Origin of the sequence: Stenotrophomonas sp. TWI819 (genome assembly GCF_039673075.1) — a bacterium.
Lineage (GTDB): Bacteria > Pseudomonadota > Gammaproteobacteria > Xanthomonadales > Xanthomonadaceae > Stenotrophomonas > Stenotrophomonas rhizophila_B.
In genome coordinates, this window is sequence record NZ_JBDJKY010000003.1 from 374,095 (window position 1) to 393,180 (window position 19,086).

The 19,086-nt window shown below is 67.1% G+C and carries 16 protein-coding genes and 1 pseudogene; 10 read left to right on the plus strand and 7 right to left on the minus strand.

The features are described 5' to 3' along the window. Window positions 1-76: 76 nt before the first annotated feature. Window positions 77-1,768: an asparagine synthase B gene (asnB, locus tag ABE463_RS06525; RefSeq protein WP_259260161.1), complete on the minus strand. Its 1,692-nt coding sequence runs from the start codon at window positions 1,766-1,768 to the stop codon at window positions 77-79. Between the two features lie 368 nt (window positions 1,769-2,136). Between asnB and ABE463_RS06530 the strand changes: the two genes are divergently transcribed. Together ABE463_RS06530 and ABE463_RS06535 are read left to right on the plus strand one after the other, a co-directional pair. Next, window positions 2,137-3,015, plus strand: coding sequence for a tetratricopeptide repeat protein (locus ABE463_RS06530; protein WP_346467590.1), 879 nt, complete (start codon window positions 2,137-2,139; stop codon window positions 3,013-3,015). A gap of 135 nt (window positions 3,016-3,150) precedes the next feature. Beyond that, window positions 3,151-3,834: a pentapeptide repeat-containing protein gene (locus ABE463_RS06535; protein ID WP_346467591.1), complete on the plus strand. Its 684-nt coding sequence runs from the start codon at window positions 3,151-3,153 to the stop codon at window positions 3,832-3,834. Window positions 3,835-3,869: 35 nt separating this feature from the next. Here the strand turns inward: ABE463_RS06535 and dapE are convergent, their stop codons facing one another. Genes dapE through map form a run of 6 tightly spaced genes read right to left on the minus strand, consistent with a single transcriptional unit; the run spans window position 3,870 to window position 10,763 of the window. Further along, complete coding sequence (gene dapE / locus ABE463_RS06540; RefSeq protein ID WP_346467592.1) at window positions 3,870-4,997, minus strand: succinyl-diaminopimelate desuccinylase; 1,128 nt, start codon at window positions 4,995-4,997, stop codon at window positions 3,870-3,872. Continuing rightward, window positions 4,994-5,356, minus strand: coding sequence for an arsenate reductase (locus tag ABE463_RS06545; protein ID WP_346467607.1), 363 nt, complete (start codon window positions 5,354-5,356; stop codon window positions 4,994-4,996). The genes dapE and ABE463_RS06545 overlap by 4 nt, the downstream gene beginning before the upstream one ends. 43 nt (window positions 5,357-5,399) lie before the next feature. After that, the gene (locus ABE463_RS06550; protein WP_346467608.1) at window positions 5,400-6,272 is read right to left on the minus strand and encodes a hypothetical protein; all 873 of its coding nucleotides are present in this window, start codon (window positions 6,270-6,272) and stop codon (window positions 5,400-5,402) included. Continuing rightward, the gene (gene dapD / locus ABE463_RS06555; protein ID WP_346467593.1) at window positions 6,269-7,348 is read right to left on the minus strand and encodes a 2,3,4,5-tetrahydropyridine-2,6-dicarboxylate N-succinyltransferase; all 1,080 of its coding nucleotides are present in this window, start codon (window positions 7,346-7,348) and stop codon (window positions 6,269-6,271) included. The genes ABE463_RS06550 and dapD overlap by 4 nt, the downstream gene beginning before the upstream one ends. Next, window positions 7,348-9,987, minus strand: coding sequence for a [protein-PII] uridylyltransferase (locus ABE463_RS06560; protein WP_259260155.1), 2,640 nt, complete (start codon window positions 9,985-9,987; stop codon window positions 7,348-7,350). The genes dapD and ABE463_RS06560 overlap by 1 nt, the downstream gene beginning before the upstream one ends. Window positions 9,988-9,989: 2 nt before the next feature. Then, complete coding sequence (gene map, locus ABE463_RS06565; protein ID WP_123728774.1) at window positions 9,990-10,763, minus strand: type I methionyl aminopeptidase; 774 nt, start codon at window positions 10,761-10,763, stop codon at window positions 9,990-9,992. A gap of 265 nt (window positions 10,764-11,028) precedes the next feature. On the opposite strand from map, the gene ABE463_RS06570 reads away from it, so the two are divergent. The 8 genes and pseudogenes from ABE463_RS06570 to ABE463_RS06605 form a co-directional block, all read left to right on the plus strand. Beyond that, window positions 11,029-11,553: a spore coat U domain-containing protein gene (locus ABE463_RS06570; RefSeq protein ID WP_259260154.1), complete on the plus strand. Its 525-nt coding sequence runs from the start codon at window positions 11,029-11,031 to the stop codon at window positions 11,551-11,553. An 8-nt stretch (window positions 11,554-11,561) separates the two neighbouring features. Next, window positions 11,562-12,308, plus strand: coding sequence for a molecular chaperone (locus ABE463_RS06575; RefSeq protein WP_259260153.1), 747 nt, complete (start codon window positions 11,562-11,564; stop codon window positions 12,306-12,308). 7 nt (window positions 12,309-12,315) lie between these two features. Further along, the gene (locus tag ABE463_RS06580) at window positions 12,316-14,658 is read left to right on the plus strand and encodes a fimbria/pilus outer membrane usher protein (protein ID WP_346467594.1); all 2,343 of its coding nucleotides are present in this window, start codon (window positions 12,316-12,318) and stop codon (window positions 14,656-14,658) included. Further along, complete coding sequence (locus ABE463_RS06585) at window positions 14,655-15,719, plus strand: spore coat U domain-containing protein (RefSeq protein ID WP_346467595.1); 1,065 nt, start codon at window positions 14,655-14,657, stop codon at window positions 15,717-15,719. The genes ABE463_RS06580 and ABE463_RS06585 overlap by 4 nt, the downstream gene beginning before the upstream one ends. 382 nt (window positions 15,720-16,101) lie before the next feature. After that, a complete protein-coding gene (locus tag ABE463_RS06590) occupies window positions 16,102-16,773 on the plus strand; it encodes a fimbria/pilus periplasmic chaperone (protein ID WP_346467596.1) in 672 nt (223 codons plus the stop codon). A gap of 213 nt (window positions 16,774-16,986) precedes the next feature. After that, window positions 16,987-17,841 carry a 30S ribosomal protein S2 gene (rpsB, locus tag ABE463_RS06595; RefSeq protein WP_346467597.1) on the plus strand — a complete coding sequence of 285 codons (855 nt, stop codon included), beginning with the start codon at window positions 16,987-16,989 and terminating at the stop codon, window positions 17,839-17,841. A gap of 127 nt (window positions 17,842-17,968) precedes the next feature. Further along, window positions 17,969-18,847, plus strand: a complete 879-nt coding sequence (gene tsf / locus ABE463_RS06600) for a translation elongation factor Ts (RefSeq protein ID WP_088433310.1) — start codon at window positions 17,969-17,971, stop codon at window positions 18,845-18,847. 114 nt (window positions 18,848-18,961) lie between these two features. After that, a pseudogene (locus ABE463_RS06605) lies at window positions 18,962-19,086 on the plus strand (IS3 family transposase); the annotation flags it as partial.

Consider the following 19,086-nt stretch of genomic DNA (forward strand, 5'->3'; position numbering starts at 1 on the left):
CGATTGAAGGGGCGATTCTACGGGCTGCACGCGTCGCCACACCACCGCGGAAGACGCGGCGGTGTGGCGCATCCGATCAGGCCAGTGCCTGTTCGTGTACGCCGGCGATGGCGCGCCCGGAGGGATCGGCCATCGCGGCAAAGCTGGCATCCCACGCGATCGCCGCTGGCGAGGAGCATGCGATGGACTTGCCACCCGGTACGGTCTCCGCCGCCGCCTGGGTCGGGAAGTACTGCTCGAAGACGTGGCGGTAGAAGTAGGCCTCCTTGGTCTGCGGCGGGTTGTGCACGAAACGCTTGTCCGCCGCGGCCATCACGCGGTCACTGACCTGGGCCTCGGCATGTGCCTTGAGCCCGTCGATCCAGCCATAGCCGACGCCATCGCTGAACTGCTCCTTCTGGCGCCACAGGATCGAGTCCGGCAGGTAGCCTTCGAAGGCTTCGCGCAGCACCGCCTTCTCGATACGTCGCGTTCCGGCAGGGCCCTGCCCGACCATCTTGTGCTTGGCATCGATGCGCATGGCCACATCGAGGAACTCGCGATCCAGGAACGGCACGCGCGGCTCCACCCCCCACGCCATCATCGACTTGTTGGCGCGCAGGCAATCGTAGTTGTTGAGTGCATCGAGCTTGCGCACCAGCTCCTCATGGAACTCACGCGCGTTCGGCGCCTTGTGGAAGTACAGGTAGCCACCGAAGATTTCGTCGCTGCCCTCACCGGACAGCACCATTTTCACGCCCATCGCCTTGATCCGGCGCGCCAGCAGGAACATCGGCGTAGAGGCGCGGATGGTGGTGACATCGTAGGTTTCCACGTGGCGGATCACTTCCGGCAGCGCATCCAGCCCCTCTTCGAAGGTGTACTCGAAACCGTGGTGCACGGTGCCCAGGGCTTCGGCCGCGATGGCGGCGGCCGCCAGATCGGGCGAGCCCTTCAGGCCGATCGCGAAGGAGTGCAGGCGCGGCCACCAGGCTTCACTCTGATCGCCATCTTCGACACGGTGGCGGGCATAGCGCGCGGCGACGGCTGCGACCAGCGACGAATCCAGACCGCCGGACAGCAGTACACCGTAGGGCACGTCGGTCATCAGCTGGCGGTGCACCGCACGCTCGAACGCCTCACGCAGTTCGACGCGGTCCGCCTCCACGCCTTCGACTGCGTCGTAGTCGCGCCACGGACGCTCGTAGTAACGGGTGAGCGTGTCGGTGGCGCTGTCGTACCAGTGCCCCGGCGGGAACTGCGCGGCGTCGGCGCAGATGTCCACCAGCGACTTCAGTTCGGAGGCCACCACCAGGCGGCCGTCCTTGTCGTGGCCCCAGTACAGCGGCACCACGCCGATCGGATCACGGGCGATCAGCACGCGCTGCTCGGCGCGGTCCCACAGCGCGAAGGCGAAGATGCCGTTGAGGCGGTTCAGGAACGAGGCCGGGCTGTCTTCGCGGTAGAGGGCGTTGATCACCTCGCAGTCCGAGCCGGTCTGGAAGGCGTACGGCTGGGCCAGCTCGGCCTTCAGCTCGCGGTGGTTGTAGATCTCACCGTTGACCGCCAGCGCCAGGCCGCCGTCTTCGGAGAGCAGTGGCTGTGAACCACCGGCGGGATCGACGATGGCAAGGCGCTCGTGGACCAGGATGGCGCCGTCATCGACGTACACCCCGCTCCAGTCCGGGCCGCGATGGCGCTGGCGCTGCGAGAGGTCCAGCGCGTGGCGGCGCAATGCGGCGAGGTCGTCGCCCGCCTGGAGGCCGAAAATACCGAAAATCGAACACATGGGAACAGCTCCTGATGATGGGGGAATACACGTATTGCAGGCATTCGACCGGCCACCTAGGCCCGGAAGGGGTAAACCCGGGCCACAAAAAAACCCGCATCGGTCGATGCGGGTTTTCTGGGGTCCGGGCGTGTTGCTTGTACTAGCCCTGGTCGCAGTCCCGCATCGGCCGCGCACGATTATTCGCGCGCAGATTAGTGCGGTTGGTATTGCTGACAGCGGTGGCCGGGAACGAGGACATGGACCGACCGTAACCGGGTTTGGGCGGCGGTGCAACTGTTGCGATGGCAACCAAACCGACCGCCGCGGACAACCCCGCGCTTCGGGGCCGGGCGATAATCACCGCCCTTCTGTACACCTTGGCTGGCATGACCCCTCGCATTGGACGCATCGCTTCACGCTTGGGCGGCATCGCCCTCGCCTTCGCTCTCGTCGCCTGCAGCAGCGCCCCATCACGGACGCCTGCGAGCATCGTGCAGTCGGTCGAGGCCAAGGCGGCCGATGGTCGCTTCGACAGTGCCTGGGAGGCCGCCAGGACCTACGAGACCTTCAACGACCCACGCGCCGTGACCTGGTACGAGCGTGCCGCCGCGGTCACCCCGTGGAGCTTCCACAACCCCCAGGCCGAAGAGGCCTTGGGCCGGATCTGGACCCACGGTGAGCTGCTGCATGGCACCGGCCCGAAGATCCTCCAGGGCACTGCGCTGCGCGCCTCACCACGCAAGGCCGAACGCTGGTACCGCGATGCCGCCGAGCACGGCAACCCGATGGCGATGCTGATGCTGGCCAAGTTCCATCGCGAACGCGGTGACACGGCCAGCGCGCTGCGCTGGGACCTGCGCGCGACGATCTACCACCACATGCCGTCCGAATCCTCGCGGCTGCCGCAGGCAATCGCCGCGCAGCCGGATGGCACTCTGCATCCGCTGGTCGTCGACCTCCAGCGGCGTGCGCAGCGGGGCGATGCCGATGCCCAGGTGGATCTGGGTGCGATGTACGAACTGGGTATGGGCCTGCCGCGCGATGGTATCGAGGCGCTGCGCTGGTATCGGCGTTCGGCCGACCAGGACAACGTGTATGGCCAGTATTTCAGCGGTCTGCTGCTCGGCCGCGGCCGCGCCGGTGTGACGCGTGATCTGGACGCGGCCGCCGGTTGGTTTGCCAAGGCCTATGCGCAGAAGTTCTACCTGGCTGGCGAAACCTATTGGCGCGAGCGGATCAAAGCGCCGTTCTGGACGTTCGACTGACGCCGGATACCCGAAATTTCCGCCCGATCCGGTGGAGCCGGATCGAACAGCGGCATGCGCGCCGGTGACGCTGTACACACTCCGCCGCTGCCTTCAAGACTGCCGCCTGCGCCGCCCATCATCCAGAATGACCGCATGAACACCGCCACTTTCCGCGATGAAACCCTCACCCGCGAGCGCATGCAGGCCATCATCGCCGCGCACCCGCGGGCGGCCATCTTCGAGAGCTGCACGTTCGATCACGGCGACTTCTCGCGGCTGGACATGGATGGGTTCCAGTTCAACCAGTGCTCGGTGACAGGCACGAGCTGGTTGGCGGCCTCGCTGGAAGAAAGCCAGTGGACGAAGTGCCGCGGCAGCCAGTGCGATTTCAGTTCGGCCCTGCTCAGCGATGCACGCTTCTCGCACTGCGATCTCAACAACAGCCACTGGCGCCGCGCGACGCTGTCGTCGGTGCAGTTCCAGGACTGCAAGCTGACCGGCGCGCACCTGCAGGAAGTGACCGGCTGGGCGCTGGAATTCCGCGATTGCCTGCTGGTCAGTGCGGACCTGCGCGGGATGTCGTTCCGCAAGGCGCAGCTGGAGGGCATGGATTTCTCCGAGGCCGAGCTGTCCGGCTGCGATTTCCGCGATGCGGTGTTCAACGGCGGCAGCCTGCGCAACGCACAGACGCGGCTGACGCGGTTTGAAGGCGCCGACCTGCGCGGCACCGACATCAGCGGGCTCCAGGTGATGGACGCCAAGCTGTTCAAGAAGGCCGTGATTTCACAGCGCCAGGCAGCGGCCGCCTTGGCGTCGTTCGGGTTGATCGTGGCGTAAGGGCGAACCGACCAACGGTCGGCGCAGCCTGCGCATCAGGCCAACAGACGCTCGATCAACCGCTGGTACAACGCCGGCAGCGCTTCCAGATCCGCGACGCGTACGTTCTCGTCGACCTGGTGGATGCTCGCATTGACCGGCCCCACTTCGATGCACTGCGCACCCAGTGGCGCGATGAAGCGCGCATCGGAGGTGCCACCGCCGGTGCTCTCTTCCGGCGGCGCACCGGCAAACTCACCGAGCACGTCACGCGCGACACGGCGCAGCGTGCCTTCCGGGGTGTAGAACGGCTCGCCACTGCGATGCCACTTGAGCGTGTACTCGAGCGCATGACGCTGCAGCAGCGCGGCGATCTCCTGCTCCAGCGCCGGCGCATTCCAGTGCGGGTTGTAGCGCAGATTGAACAACACCTGCAGCTCGCCGGGAATCACATTGTTGGCACCGGTGCCGGCATGGATGTTGGAGATCTGCAGGCTGGTCGGCGGGAAGCTCTCAAAACCGTCATCCCAGTGCCGCGCGGTCAATTCGGCCAGCGCGGCGGCCGCCAGATGGATCGGATTGCGCGCCTTGTCCGGATACGCGACATGGCCCTGCACGCCCTTCACCGTCAGCGTGGCCGAGAGGCTGCCGCGGCGACCGACGCGCAGCAGATCACCGAGCACGGCCGTGGAGGACGGCTCACCGGTGATGCACCAGTCGATGGCCTGGCCGCGCTCGCGGAAGATATCGGCGACGCGACGCACACCGTCGATGGCATCGCCTTCCTCGTCACTGGTCAGCAGCACGGCCAAGGTGCCGGGATGGTCCGGATGGGCGGCCACGAACTGCTCGGCGGCCACCACGAAGGCAGCCACACTGCCTTTCATATCGGCCGCGCCACGCCCGTACAGCACGCCATCACGGATCTGCGGATCGAACGGATCACTGGTCCATGCCGAGACCGGGCCGGTCGGCACCACATCGGTATGCCCGAGCAGCACCAGCACCGGCGCGCCCTGCCCGTGTGTGGCCCACAGGTTGTCGACCTCGCCCAGGCGCAGGTGTTCGCAGTGGAAGCCCGCACGCTCGAGACGGCCGGCCAGCAGTGCCTGGCAGCCGGCATCCTCGGGCGTGACCGAGGCGCGCGCGATCAGGTCGCAGGTCAAGGCAACGACGTCGTTCACGCGCCCACTCCGAACCGCTGCTTGAAGCCGTTGTCCGAGAAGCCCTGGGTCATCACGCCATCGGCGCTCACCACCACCGGGCGCTTGATCAGCTGCGGGTACTCGCGCAGCAGGAGCTTCCATTCGGCCTCGGAGTCGGCCGCTTTGCGGTTCTCCGGCAGTTGCCGCCACGTGGTGGAGGATCTGTTGATCAACGCAGGAAAGCCACCGGCCTGGCCGGCCCAGTCGATCAGGGTCTCCGGCGTCGGCGTGTGGTCGCGGTAGTCGACGAAGGTGTACGGCACCTGGAAACGGTCCAGCCACTTGGTGGCTTTCTTGCAGGTGTCGCAGTTCTTCAATCCGTACAGAGTGGTGGTCATGGCGCGGCGTGCAGCATCGATCAGGAAGGACGCCATGAGGATGTCACAACAGGCGTTCGGACACGACCCGGAACGGCACCTGCGGCACCCGGAAACAGAACGCATCGGCCAGATCGACGCCCATCGCGGCCAGGTGCGGGCAGGACACCGCCCCCTCCAGCCGCAGCGGCTGCAGCTCGGCCTGGGTGATCGGCAGATCGATATGGGTCAGGGCCAACCGACCCTCCGGGGCGACCGCGAACGCGGCCTCCTGACAGGCCAGAAAGGTCATGGCCTGCGCTGCATCGGTGAACGCCCCGGCCGCCCACAGCGCCGCCAAGGCCGTTGCCGGACGCACCTGCGCCTGCAGTGCGGGCGCACTTCGCTGCCCTGGCTCGATCACGGTGTGCCCACCATCGGCATCCACGGCATGCTCGAAACGCGCGGCCAGATGCGGTTGCATGGCATCGCTCCACAGCCGTGCACCCACCGCGTGCGCCACGCTGTCGATTACGTTGCGATCAAACAGGACCCGCGGCGTGTCGGACCCGGCCGCTGCATCGTCCGGCACCACATACCAGCGCCAGTTGCTCTGCAGCGGCGACGGAAACAGGCCACGCAACGGCCCCGCCAGCGCCGGCCCGAAATGGCCGTGGCGGTAGGTCAGGATCGTGTAGGGCGTGCGCCCGTCATGCTCGAACAGGCGATGCCCGGGCGGCGGCGGCGGAGCATGACGCACGTCCACCCACCAGCTCAGGTACACCACCTCACGCACATCACTGACCAACGCCGGCACCGGAAGCACGCGGGTCGGCGCACGCCGGGCGGCGGTCAGGTGCGCGCAGCCGAGCAGACGCTGCAGCGCGCGTCCCGGCCACCCCGCGAACGGGTGCCGGTAGCGCGCCGCCTGCGCCAGCGCGGGCTGCGGGGTGCTCAGTCGGCCAGGCCGCGCAGCAGCTCGTTGACGCTGGTCTTACTGCGGGTCTTGGCATCGACCTGCTTGACGATCACGGCGCAGTACAGCGAGTGCGAGCCGTCCTTGGACGGCAGCTGGCCGGACACCACCACGCTGTACGGCGGTACCGAACCGTAGCTGATCTCGCCGGTGGCGCGGTTGTACACGCGCGTGCTCTGGCCAAGGAACACGCCCATGCCGATCACGCTGTGATGGCCGACCACGAAGCCTTCCACCACTTCCGAACGCGCACCGATGAAGCAATGGTCTTCAATGATGGTCGGGCTGGCCTGCAGCGGCTCCAGCACGCCACCGACACCGGCGCCGCCGGACAGGTGGCAGTGCTTGCCGATCTGCGCGCACGAACCCACCGTGGCCCAGGTGTCGACCATGGTGCCCTCGCCCACGTAGGCGCCGATGTTGGTGAAGCTCGGCATCAGCACCACGTCCTTGCCGAAGTAGCTGCCACGACGCGCGATCGCACCGGGCACCACGCGCACGCCGGCGCGACGGAACTTGGCTTCATCGAAGCCGGCAAAACGCGATTCGACTTTGTCCCAGAACGGCGCCGGGCGCGCATCGACCACGGCCATGTCGTTGACGCGGAAGTACAACAGCACGGCCTTCTTCAGCCATTCGTTGACCTTCCAGCCACCGTGGCCATCGGGCTCGGCAACGCGGAATTCACCGGTTTCCAGGCCGTCGATGACGCGGCCGACCAGCGGCTTGGTCGAGCCTTCGATCTCATGCAGGGTCAGCGTGGCACGGCGCTCGAACGCGCTCTCGATGCCGAACTTAAGTTCTTCCACACCCGGCGTGGCCGGCTTGCGCAGCGACTTGCGCGCGATGGTGGCATCCCGGCTGGCACTGCGCTTGGCGGCGCTCTCGGCCGGGGTGGCTGCCACCTTGCGGGCCGGTGCCTTTTTCACGGCGGCCTTCTTCACTGCCGGTGCCGACTTTTTCGCTGCGGCAGCGGTCTTCTTCGCCGCAGGCGCGGCAGCAGGGGTCTTGGCCGCCGCGGTCTTCGCGGCGGTCTTCTTGGCAGGCTTGGTGGCCATCAGTGGGGGTCTCCGGCGTTTCGATCAGGGTCCAGGCAGGCAAGCATCGCGTCTTGCAGCTGCTGCCTGGCGGATTCGGTCAGGGCGTGATCATGCTCATCGCTGATCACGAACATGTCTTCGGCGCGCTCGCCGAAGGTGGCGATGCGCGCATCATGCACGCGCAGCCGCTGGTTGCGCAGCACGAACGCCACGTCGGCCAGCAGGCCGGGGCGGTCGGGGGCGACGAGGCTGAAACGGGTGCTGGTGGTGTCACCATCGGTGACATCGCGGAACTCGATGCGCGGGGCGAAACGGAAGTGCCGCAGCTGGCGCGGAATGACGCGGCGCGACGGGCGCAGCCGGGTTAGATCGCCGGCCAGCGCCTCACGCAGGCCGGCCTCCAGGCGCAGCGCATCGCCATCGGCGAAGCTGTCGGCCGGGGTCACTTCAAACGTATCGAAGATGGTATCGACCGGGCCGTCCAGCACGCGCGCGCGATGGATGCCGTAGCCCTTGCGGTCCAGCGTCATCACGATCGCGGCGAACAGGCCATCGCGATCCGGCGAGTGCACGAACACTTCCAGCGCGTGGTCGTCCGGGGTGATCCGGCGCACCTTGACCAGGGTCTTGCCCTGCTTGATCGGCACCAGCGCGGCGGCCTGCCAGGCAAGCTGTTCGGGCCGCAGCCGGATGAAGCTCTCATCGGGCATCACGGTGAACTGGCGCTCGATCGTCGCGTCGTCGTAGCCGCGCTCGCGCACCAGCTGGCGCACCGATTCGCGCGCTTCGGCGACACGTTCGGCGGCCGGCATCTGGTTCTCCAGCCCGTCGCGCAGCGCGCGCCGCGCGGCGAAATACAGGTCGGCCAGCAAACGGTCCTTCCACGCATTCCACAGCTTGGGGCTGGTCCCGGCGATGTCGGCGCAGGTCAGCAGATAGAGGTAGTCGAGCCGGTCGCGGCTGGCCACCAGGGTGGCGAAGCGATGGATCACGTCCGGATCGGAGATGTCCTGCTTCTGCGCAGTGACCGACATGCGCAGATGCTGCTCGACCAGCCAGGCCACCAGCTCCGTATCGGAACTGCTCAGCGCCAGCGCCTGGCAGAATTCGCGGGCGTCCACCGCACCAAGTTCGGAGTGATCGCCGCCGCGGCCCTTGGCGATGTCATGGAACAGGCCTGCCAGCAGCAGTAGTTCCGGCTTGCGCAGGCGCGGCCAGACTTCATGCGCGATCGAGAAGCGCTCATCGGCGCGGCTGCTGGCGAACAGGCCGATGTTCCGCAGCACCATCAGCGTGTGCTGGTCCACGGTGTAGACATGGAACAGATCGAACTGCATGCGCCCGGAGACCTGCGCGAACGCGGGGATCCACTGGCCGAGCACGCCCAGGCGTGCCATCCGCGCCAGGGTATCGACCGCGCGCGGGCTGCGCAGCAGCGCCAGAAACTGCTCACGCGCCGCAGCGCTGGCGTCGGTGTACGCCGCCAGCTCCGGAAGCGATTCGGCCAGCGCGCGCGCGGTCAGCGAGTGCAGGCCGCGCACATCCGGGTTGTAGGCCCAGCTGGAGAACAGCGCGAACACCTGTTCGATATCACCCTGGGGCCAAGCCGGATCGTTGGCAGCCAGATAGCCACGGCGCAGCGAGAAACCGACGCTGACCGGTTCTGGGACTGCTTCGCCATCAAACTGTTCTTCAAAGCGCTGCAGCAGGCGGTCGCTGATCCGCCGCACCACGGTGGCGCTGCGGTAGAACCCCTGCATCATCTTTTCCACGGCCAGGCTTTCGATGTCGTCTTCGAACCCCAAGCGGGCGGCCAGTGTCTTCTGGTAATCGAACCGCAGGCGTTCTTCCGGCCGGTTGGCGACCAGGTGCAGGCCGAAACGCAGCCGCGCCAGCGCACACCGTTCGCGTTTGAGCGCGGCCGCTTCATCCGGGCCGAGGTGGCCGAGGCCGACCAGCGCTTCCAGGTCGCGCACGCCGAACGCCCGCAGCGCCATCCAGCCCAGCGTATTGAGATCGCGCAGCCCGCCGGGGCCGTCCTTGATGTCCGGCTCAAGATTGTCGGCGGTGTCGCCAAAACGCTGATGGCGTGCCAGCAGCTCTTCGCGCTTGGCGAGGAAGAATTCGCGTGGCGGCCACAGGCCCTCCACGTTCACCGCCGCCTTCAGTGCCTGACGCGCGGCGTCATCGGCGACCACCGGGCGCGACTCGATCAGCGCGGTGAGCACCGTCTGGTCGGCGCTGGCCTGGGTGCATTCGGCCGGCGAACGCACCGCGTGGCTGACCGGCAGGCCGCAATCCCACAGCAGGGCGAAGAAACGCGCCAGCCCGGACTCGTGCCGGCGCTGCTGCTCGGGCGTGCCCAGCACCAGCACGTCGATATCCGAGCGCGGGAACAACTCACCGCGCCCGTAGCCGCCCACCGCGAACAGCGCCATCCCCGAACCGGCGGGCAGGCAGCGCTGCCAGGCCAGCCGGATCAGGTGATCGGCCGCCCGCGCGCGCAGGGCGAGCAGGCGTTCGATATTGTCGTTCTGGTCGAAGCGGCGGTACAGCCGCGCGTCGGTCTGTTGCAGCGACTGGCGCGCCAACGCCGCCCAGTCCGGGTCGGCGACGGAATCGGCCGGCGCGTCCAGCATCGGGCTCGCCGGCAGCATGCTCAGACCTGCGATTCGCCGGGCGAGAGGGTCAGCACGTCGACGCCGGTCTCGGTGACCGCGACCATGTGCTCCCACTGCGCCGACAACTTGCGGTCTTTGGTGACCACGGTCCAGCCGTCCGGAAGCACCTTGTTGTAGCGGGTGCCCTCGTTGATCATCGGCTCGATGGTGAAGGTCATGCCGGGCTGCAGCACCAGGCCTTGGCCGGGGCGGCCGTAATGCACCACCTGCGGTTCGTCGTGGTAGACCTTGCCGATGCCATGGCCGCAGTACTCGCGTACCACGCTGAAGCGCTCGGCTTCGGCATAGCTCTGGATCGCATGGCCGATATCGCCCAGCGTCGCGCCCGGCTTGACCGCGCGGATGCCCCGCCACATGGCTTCGTAGGTCGCATCGACCAGGCGCTTGGCCATGACCGACGGCGTGCCGACGTAGTACATGCGGCTGGTATCGCCGTGCCAGCCGTCCTTGATCACGGTCACATCGATGTTGACGATGTCGCCGTCCTTGAGGACCTTGGCTTCGCTGGGGATGCCGTGGCAGATCACGTTGTTGACCGACGTGCAGACCGTCTTCGGGAAGCCGCGGTAACCGACATTGGCCGGCGTCGCCTTCTGCACATTGATGATGTGGTCGTGGCAGATGCGGTCCAGCTCTTCGGTCGTCACGCCCGGTTTGACGTGGGGGGTGACGACGTCGAGCACTTCGCTGGCCAGACGGCCTGCGATGCGCATCAGTTCGATTTCCTCGGGGGTTTTCAGATTCACGCTCATGGGAGCCATTATCGCCGATCCGGGGCCAATCTGAACGGGATCGGGTGGAACGCTGACAGCCGCGGTTTGGGCGGGCTCCCACAGCCAGGTCCCTGAACAACTGCGACCAACGTCTCAGAACGCGACTTTGTGCCGAAAACGGCCATTGATTCCGTCAAATCTCACGGCCTCCAAACAAGACCGAACCTATAAAAGAGTGAAGACGATTTCACTGTCCGGCAGCATCGTGTTGTTCAGCAAGGACTTTTGTCCAAGGAGCATGCCCATGCGATTTTTCCGCCCTTCCCTGCTCACCTTGGCCCTGACCGGCCTCGCCACCCCGGCCTTCGCGGCTGATACCACGACCTTCAATGTGAAGGTGATCATCACCAAGGCCTGCACGATCACCGCGGCCGCCGCGACCGACGTGGACTTCGGCTCGGCGCTGTCTACCGCGACTACCCCGTCCAATGCGCAGGGCACGATCACCGCGCAGTGCTCCGCCCTGACCCCCTACACGGTGGCACTCAATGCCGGCTCCAACGCGGGCACCGCCAATGACGTGACCACCCGGCGCATGAAGAACACCGACGCCAGCGTGACCGCCAACAATTTCGTGGGCTATCAGCTCTATCGCGATGCGGGGCACACCGATGTGTGGGGGGCCACCGCTGGCACCAATACGACGGCCGGCATCGGCACAGGCCTGGCACAGACATTGAATGTCTATGGCCAGATCGCCAACCCCAGCGTCAACAACGCCGCTGCGGGCAACTATCAGGACACGATCACCGCCACCATCACCTATTGAGGACCGCCATGCCGATTTCCGCAGGGCGTCGCCCTGGGCGGCTCGGGTGTGCGGTGCTGGGTTGGCTGTGGCTGCTGATGGGGAGCGCCACTGCCGCGAGTCTGCAGGTCGCCCCGACCTCACTGCAGCTGACGCCGCGGCAGAATGCCGATGCGCTCTGGCTGACCAACAGCGGCACCACGCCCGTACAGGTGCAGGTGCGGGTCTTCGAGTGGCGCCAGGACGCCGGCCAGGACCAACTGCTGCCCACCACCGATCTCCAGGTGAGCCCCCCGATGCAGTCGCTGGCTGCCGGCCAGCAGCAGCTGATCCGGGTGGTCCGCAGCGAACCGACCCCGCCCGCCTCGCAACGCGCCTACCGGGTGATCGTCGATGAGCTGCCCACGGTGGATCCGCGCCGTAGTGGCATGCAGTTCGTGCTGCGCTATTCGATGCCGGTGTTCGTGCAACCCGATAAGGATGCCCCGCTCCAACACACCCTGCAGGCGCGCCTGACACGCCTGGATGACGGGCGACCGGCCCTGGAGGTGCACAACAGCGGCAGCAGTTACGCGCAGCTGGCCGATATCGGCCTGGGCCCGGCCAACCGCCCGCAGATCATCCATCCCGGCCTGCTCGGTTACGTCCTTGGCGGACAGACCATGCGATGGCCACTGGACGTTCCGGCCGCCCGCCTGGCGGGCGCCACGTTCTCGGCAAAGATCAATGGCGAGTCGGCCCAGACGCCACTGCCTGCCGCGCCGCCGGCTCGCTGAGGCCTGCATGCGGATGCTGCTTGCGACGCTGACCCCGTGCGCCGCGATGGCAGCCGATGCGGACATTGGCGCCTCGGGCGATGCGATGCTGCCGCCGCCGACGCCACTGACCGCCGCGCAGACCCTGTACCTGGAGGTGACGCTCAACCAGACCCCGCGCGGACTGCTGCCCTTCACCGAACTGCAGGGCCGGCTGATGGCCTCCGGCACCACGCTGCGCCAACTCGGCTTTTCTGCCCGCGGCGAGGAGCCGGTCGCGCTGGAGCACCTCAGCGGGGTGGTCGTGCGCTATGACGCGGCGCTGCAGACGCTGGCACTGGAGGTGCCGCTGGAGCAGTTGTCGCTGCCCACCACCCGGCTCGAACGGGAGGCCGACATTGCACCGGCAGCGGCCGCCTCGCCCGGCATGGTGCTCAACTATGACGTCTACGGCAGCCACAACGAGCGCGGCGGCAACCTTGCCCTGACCAACGAACTGCGTCTGTTCGGGCTGGGCGAAGGCGTCCTGGAGACCAGCTCGCTGCTGCGTACCTACCAGGATCCCGCCGATCGGCAGTGGCGCGGGGAGAGCGTGCGTCTGGACACCGCGTGGCGCCTGGATTTTCCGGCATCGGCCGTGTCGCTGACCGTGGGCGATTTCTACAGTGGCTTTGTCGACTGGAGTCGGCCGGTCCGCATGGGCGGTGTGCAGATCGGCCGCAACTATGCCCTGCAGCCTTACCGCGTCCTGACCCCCACCCCCACCTTCCTGGGCGAAGCGGTCGTCCCGTCCAACGTGGAGCTGTATGTGGACGGCCTGCGCCAGTACAACGGCGAGGTGCCGATCGGCCCCTTCCAATTGGCCGCACAGCCCGGCATCAACGGCACCGGCAACGCACAGGTGGTGATCACCGATGCGTTCGGCCGGATGCAGACACTGGACTTTGCCTTCTACGGCACCCAGCAGCTGCTGGCCAAGGGCCTGTCCGACTGGTCGGCCGGCGTGGGCCGGATGCGGAAGGACTACGGCCTGCGCTCGTTCGCCTACGAAACGCCGGTGATCGGCAGCGCCACCTGGCGCTATGGCGCCAGCGACCGGTTCACCGCCGAGGCACACGTGGAAGGCGGTGGCGGCGTGATCAATGGCGGCGCCGGGGGCTGGTGGTTGCTGGGCGGCGCCGGGGTGGTCAACGCCGCCTATGCGCACAGCCGGGTCGATGGTCTGCAGGGAGGCCAATACGCCGTGGGCTACAGCTGGAACAACCGCCGCTTCAACATCAACCTGCTGACCCGGCGGACCCATGGCACCTACCGTGACCTGGGCGCACTGCAGGACACCCTGCCTCCGGACATCAGCGAACAGGCCACGTTGGGCATGAACCTGCAGCGCGCCGGCTCGCTCAGCGCCAGCTATCTGCGGCTGCGCTACCCGGACGGCGAGGACAACCGCTACGCCAGCCTGTTCTGGTCGCGCAGCTTCGGCGATCGCTGGTCGGCCTACCTGTCGTTCAACCAGAACCTGGCCGACAGCGAAGACCGCAGCGTCTATCTGTCGGTCTCGGCCGCCCTGGGGCGCAACCGGCAGAGCAGCCTGTCGGCGCAGCGCAACGGCGATCGGCTGACGTATGTCGCCGATCTGTCCCAGCCCGTGCCGGGCGACGGCAGCCAGGGCGGCTATGGTTGGCGGGTGCAGGCGCGCGGCGGTGACGACGGTGCCGGCGGACTGGCCGAACTCGGCTGGCTCAACCGGGTCGGGCGCTACTCGATGGGGTACGCGCGCCAGGGTGATCTCGATTACGGCTACGCCAGCGCCAGTGGCAGCGTGGTCTGGATGGGCGGACACGTATTTGCCGCACGCGAGGTACCCGATGCCTTCGCCGTGGTCTCCACCGATGGGTACGCTGGCATTCCGGTACGCCTGGAAAACCGGCTGATCGGCAGCACCGACAAGAACGGTCTGCTGCTGGTGACCCCCTTGCTGTCCTGGCAGCGCAACCGGCTCTCCATCGATACGCTGGATCTGCCGGCGGACATGCGCGCCGACCGCGTGGATACCTGGGTGACGCCACGACAGAGCGCCGGCACCGGGGTCAGCTTCGGGCTGCGCCGCACCCGGGCGCTGAACGTGATCCTGCACGATGGGCAGGATCGCCCGGTCGCAGTGGGCAGCAACGTGCATCTGCCCGACGGACGCAAGGTCACTGTCGGCTACGACGGCCAGGCCTACATGGAGGATGTGGCCAACGGCAGCCAACTGCAGGTGGACACCCCCCAGGGCCGCTGCAGCGTCACCCTCAGCATGCAGCGCGTGAACAGCACCGGCCCGCAGCGCATTGGGCCACTGCGCTGCCTGCCAGGTACCGGCCGATGAGCCTGCGCGCACTACTGTCGGCGGGTCTGTTTCTGATCGCGCTGCTGGGCAGCGACGTCGCACGCGCGGACACCACCTGCACGGCCAGCGCACCGACCACATTGCCCTTTGGCACCATCACCAACGGTGCAACCGGCGTCACCGATGCCAGCATCACCATCACCATCACCTGTTCCACCGCCGCGCTGAGCCTGTTGGCCACCGCATCGGTACGCATGTGCATCGGGCTGGGGACCGGCACCACCGGCACCACCCTGCTGCCGAGCCGGAGCATGGCGATCAGCGCCGCGCCACCACAAGGCAACGGTGACACGCTGGCCTACCAGCTCTACAGCAATCCCAACCGCACCACGCCATGGGGCCTGGCACCGGCGGGGACCCCGGCTGCAGTGGTGGCGGATCTGACCTACGCGGTCCCCTTGCTGGGCGGCTCGGGAAGCACCACCGTGACCCTGTATGGACGCATCCCGGCCGCCCAGACCTTGTCGGCGGGTACGTTTTCCAGCAGCTACGCCGGCGCCAACGTCAACCTTCAGTACGCCTACAACGAGCGATTGGCCCTGACCTCGCCAACACCGGCGACCTGCAATGCCGCCAGCGGCGTTACGGGCACCAAAAGCGCCACCAATGCGTTCACCTTCACCACCAGCGCCACCGTGCTGCCCCAGTGCAGCACCTACGTCACCACCGACATGGATTTCGGCAGCAACGCCGGCGCGATCACCGCCAACCTCGATCGCACCTCGACGATCCGCCTGACCTGCATCAACCGCACCGCCTACAACATCGGCCTGAGCAACGGACAGAACGCGCTGGGCAACGTCCGGCGCATGCGCTTCACCGCGCCGGACAGCAGCGCGTACTACATCCCCTACGAGTTGTACCGCGACGCAGCGCGCTCGCAGCGCTGGGGCAACACAATCAACACCGACACCCAGGCCGGCACCGGCACCGGGAGCGCGCAGACGCTCACCGTCTACGGCCGGGCCCCACCGACGACCGGGGCGATTCCTGCCCAAGGCAGCTACAGCGACCTGATCACGGTGACCATCACCTATTGAGGGGCCAGGCACTCAAGAGCCCGCCCTCCTGGCCGCTAACGGTCGCATCCCCTGCCGTCCGATGTTCGATGCCCGCGCGACCGCCCGCTCTCGTCCTCGCCTGCCTGCTGGCTTCCTGCGCCACGGCGCCCGCTGCCGCTCAGCCGGGCACCGGCGCCCTGCGCATCGGCGTACGGATAATGGCCGATTGCCACGCTGCCGGAGCGCGCGACGCCGCCTGTCAACCGGCCCGGCAGCGCAGCGATGGCGACCATCCCGTGCCTGCACACGTCGCGGCGCTGAGCCCGCCAATCGGCGGTGCCACTGGAGCACCGTCGGCCACCATCACCGTGACCTACTGATGCGCCGGCTGCTGGCTGCCCTGTTGGCAGGCGCATGCACCTTGCCCGCATACGCGCTGGATATCCGGCCGGTCAGTGTCTCCGTTCCGGCCGGCCCTGCGCATGCAGCGCTGTGGCTGGACAATCCCGAGCCGACCGCGTGGACGGGACAGGCCCGCCTGTATCGCTGGACCCAGCAGGGTGACGAAGAGCACCTGCTGCCAGCCACCGAGGTGGCGGTCAGTCCGGCGCACCTAGCTATCCCAGCTGGCCGGCGCCAGCGCCTGCGGGTCGTCCGGCTGGGCGCGGCACCGCGCGATGCCCAGCAGGGCTACCGACTGATTCTCACCCCCGTGCCCGGCGCGGCCCCAGCGCAGCCCCGCTACTCACTGCCGGTCTTCCTGGAGCCGGCCACCGGCACGCCCCCGACCTCCCGCCTGCGCGTCATTGCTGAAGGCAGCCCGGCCCTTCCCCGGCTGCGCCTCTATAATGACGGTGACGCCCACGCGCACCTGGCTGACCTGGTGTTCGTGGATGAGCACGGGCGGCGCCAGCCCTTGATCGATGGGCTGGCGGGCTACGTGCTGCCCCACAGCCACCGCAGCTGGGCCCTGCCGGCCCGCCCGGATGGTTATGCCGGCGGCCGTTTCAGGGCCCGCCTGGACCACGCAGCAGAGGCCGCCCTGCCCGGCGCGGTGCCCGAGATTGCAGCGCCGGTCCAGGCCGGGCTATAATCGACTGGATTTCCCGCGTCCTTTCGCGTGAAACACGTCAACACCGGACGTCACCGGTGAATCCACACCTGCCGCCCATATCCGTGCCGGGGTGCTCCGCAAGGAGTTCGGTCACGGAAGCGACAGGGAAGCCAAACCCCGGAACCACCCGCCTTGCGGCGGACCGCCCAACTATTACCCGTGGCGGCCGGTTCCCTATCAGGAGTTACTGCAATGCCCCAGGTCACCATGCGTCAGATGCTGGAAGCCGGCGTCCATTTCGGCCACCAGACCCGTTACTGGAACCCCAAGATGGGCCAGTACATCTTCGGCGCTCGCGGCAAGATCCACATCATCAACCTGGAAAAGACCGTTCCGCTCTTCAATGACGCGATGAACTTCATTTCCAGCGTTGCGCAGAAGCGCGGCACCATCCTGTTCCTGGGCACCAAGCGCAGCGCCCGCGAGTCGATCCGTGAAGAAGCCGAGCGTTGCGGCATGCCCTTCATGAACCAGCGGTGGCTGGGCGGCACCCTGACCAACTTCCGTACCGTGAAGCAGTCGGTTGCCCGCCTGAAGGAACTGGAAGCCGGTGAGACCGACGGCAGCTTCGACAAGCTGGTCAAGCACGAAGTGCTGGGCCTGCGTCGCGAGCGCGACAAGCTGGAAGCCTCGCTGGGCGGCATCAAGGACATGAACCGTCTGCCCGACGCGATCTTCGTCATCGATATCGGCCACGAAGACATCGCCATCAAGGAAGCCAAGAAGCTCGGCATCCCGGTGATCGCGGTCGTCGATACCAACTACAACCCGGAACTGGTCGATTACGCGATCCCGGGCAACGACGACGCCATCCGCGCTGTGCAGCTGTACGCCCGCGCCGCTGCCGACGCCGTGCTGGAAGGCAAGGCGGCTGCTCCGCACGCTGCCACCGTCCGTGAAGAAGAGTTCGCCGACGCTGCTGCCACCGAAGAAGCCAAGCCGGCCCGCCGCGCTCCGGCCAAGAAGGCTGCTGCTCCGGCTGCTGCCGCTCCGGCTGCTGAAGCCCCGGCTGCCGATGCTCCGGCCGCTGGCGAAGCCCAGGCCTGATCCAGGCCCACGGTGGGCGCAGCGCGCCCACCGTTCCTGTCCGCTGCCGATGGCGCGACGACAGGACACCTGTCACACGGGCCGGCCACCATGCCGGCCCAACCCCTTTCTTTCGTGAGGAAATCCCGTGGAAATCACTGCTTCCCTGGTCAAGGAACTGCGCGAGCGCACTGGCGCCGGCATGATGGAGTGCAAGAAGGCACTCGTCGAAAACGGCGGCAACATCGACGCCTCGGCCGAATGGCTGCGCAAGTCCGGCCTGGCCAAGGCCGACAAGAAGGCTGACCGCGTGGCTGCCGAAGGCATCATCGTGGCGGCCCAGGACGGCGGCAAGGCCGTGCTGGTCGAAGTCAACTCCGAAACCGACTTCGTCGCCAAGGACAGCAACTTCCTGGACTTCACCAAGGCCGTTGCCGCCACCGCGCTGAGCTCGGGCGCTGCCGACATCGACACCCTGAAGGCCGCCAAGCTGCCGTCCGGCGAGACGATCGAAGAAGCCCGCGCTGCCGTCATCGCCAAGGTCGGCGAGAAGGTCGACGTGCGTCGCATCGTGCGCCTGGAATCGACCAACAACGTCGCTGCCTACGTGCACGGCGGCCGCATCGGCGTGCTGGTCGAGCTGGCCGGCGGCAACGAAGAGCTGGCCCGTGGCCTGGCCATGCACGTGGCTGCCATGAACCCGCCGCACAACAAGGCCGCCGATGTGCCGGCCGAGTTCGTTGCCAAGGAAAAGGAAATCGAACTGGCCAAGATGTCCGACAAGGACAAGTCCAAGCCGGCCGATATCCTGGAAAAGATCATCAGCGGCAAGATCGCCAAGATCGTCAACGAAGTGACCCTGTACGGCCAGCCGTACGTGCTGGACACCAACCAGTCGGTCGAGCAGGTCCTGAAGGCCGCCGGTGCCGACGTGGTCGGCTTCCAGCGCCTGGCGGTCGGCGAAGGCATCGAGAAGGTGGTGGAAGACTACGCCGCCGAAGTGATGAAGCAGGCCGGCCTGGCCTGATCCTCACCGCTCGAATGTGGTACGAAAGAAGCCGCGGATTCCGCGGCTTCTTTTTTTTGCCTGACCCGTCCTGAATTGAGTTGACACCTTTTCCCACAGGAAGAGGAATGTTCAATGGATTCAACACCCAGGCGCAGCCAGCGGGATTACTCGCTGGCCTTCAAATTGTCGGTGGTCGACCAGGTCGAGCGCGGGGAACTGACCTACAAAAAGGCCCAGGAGCGATACGGGATCCAAGG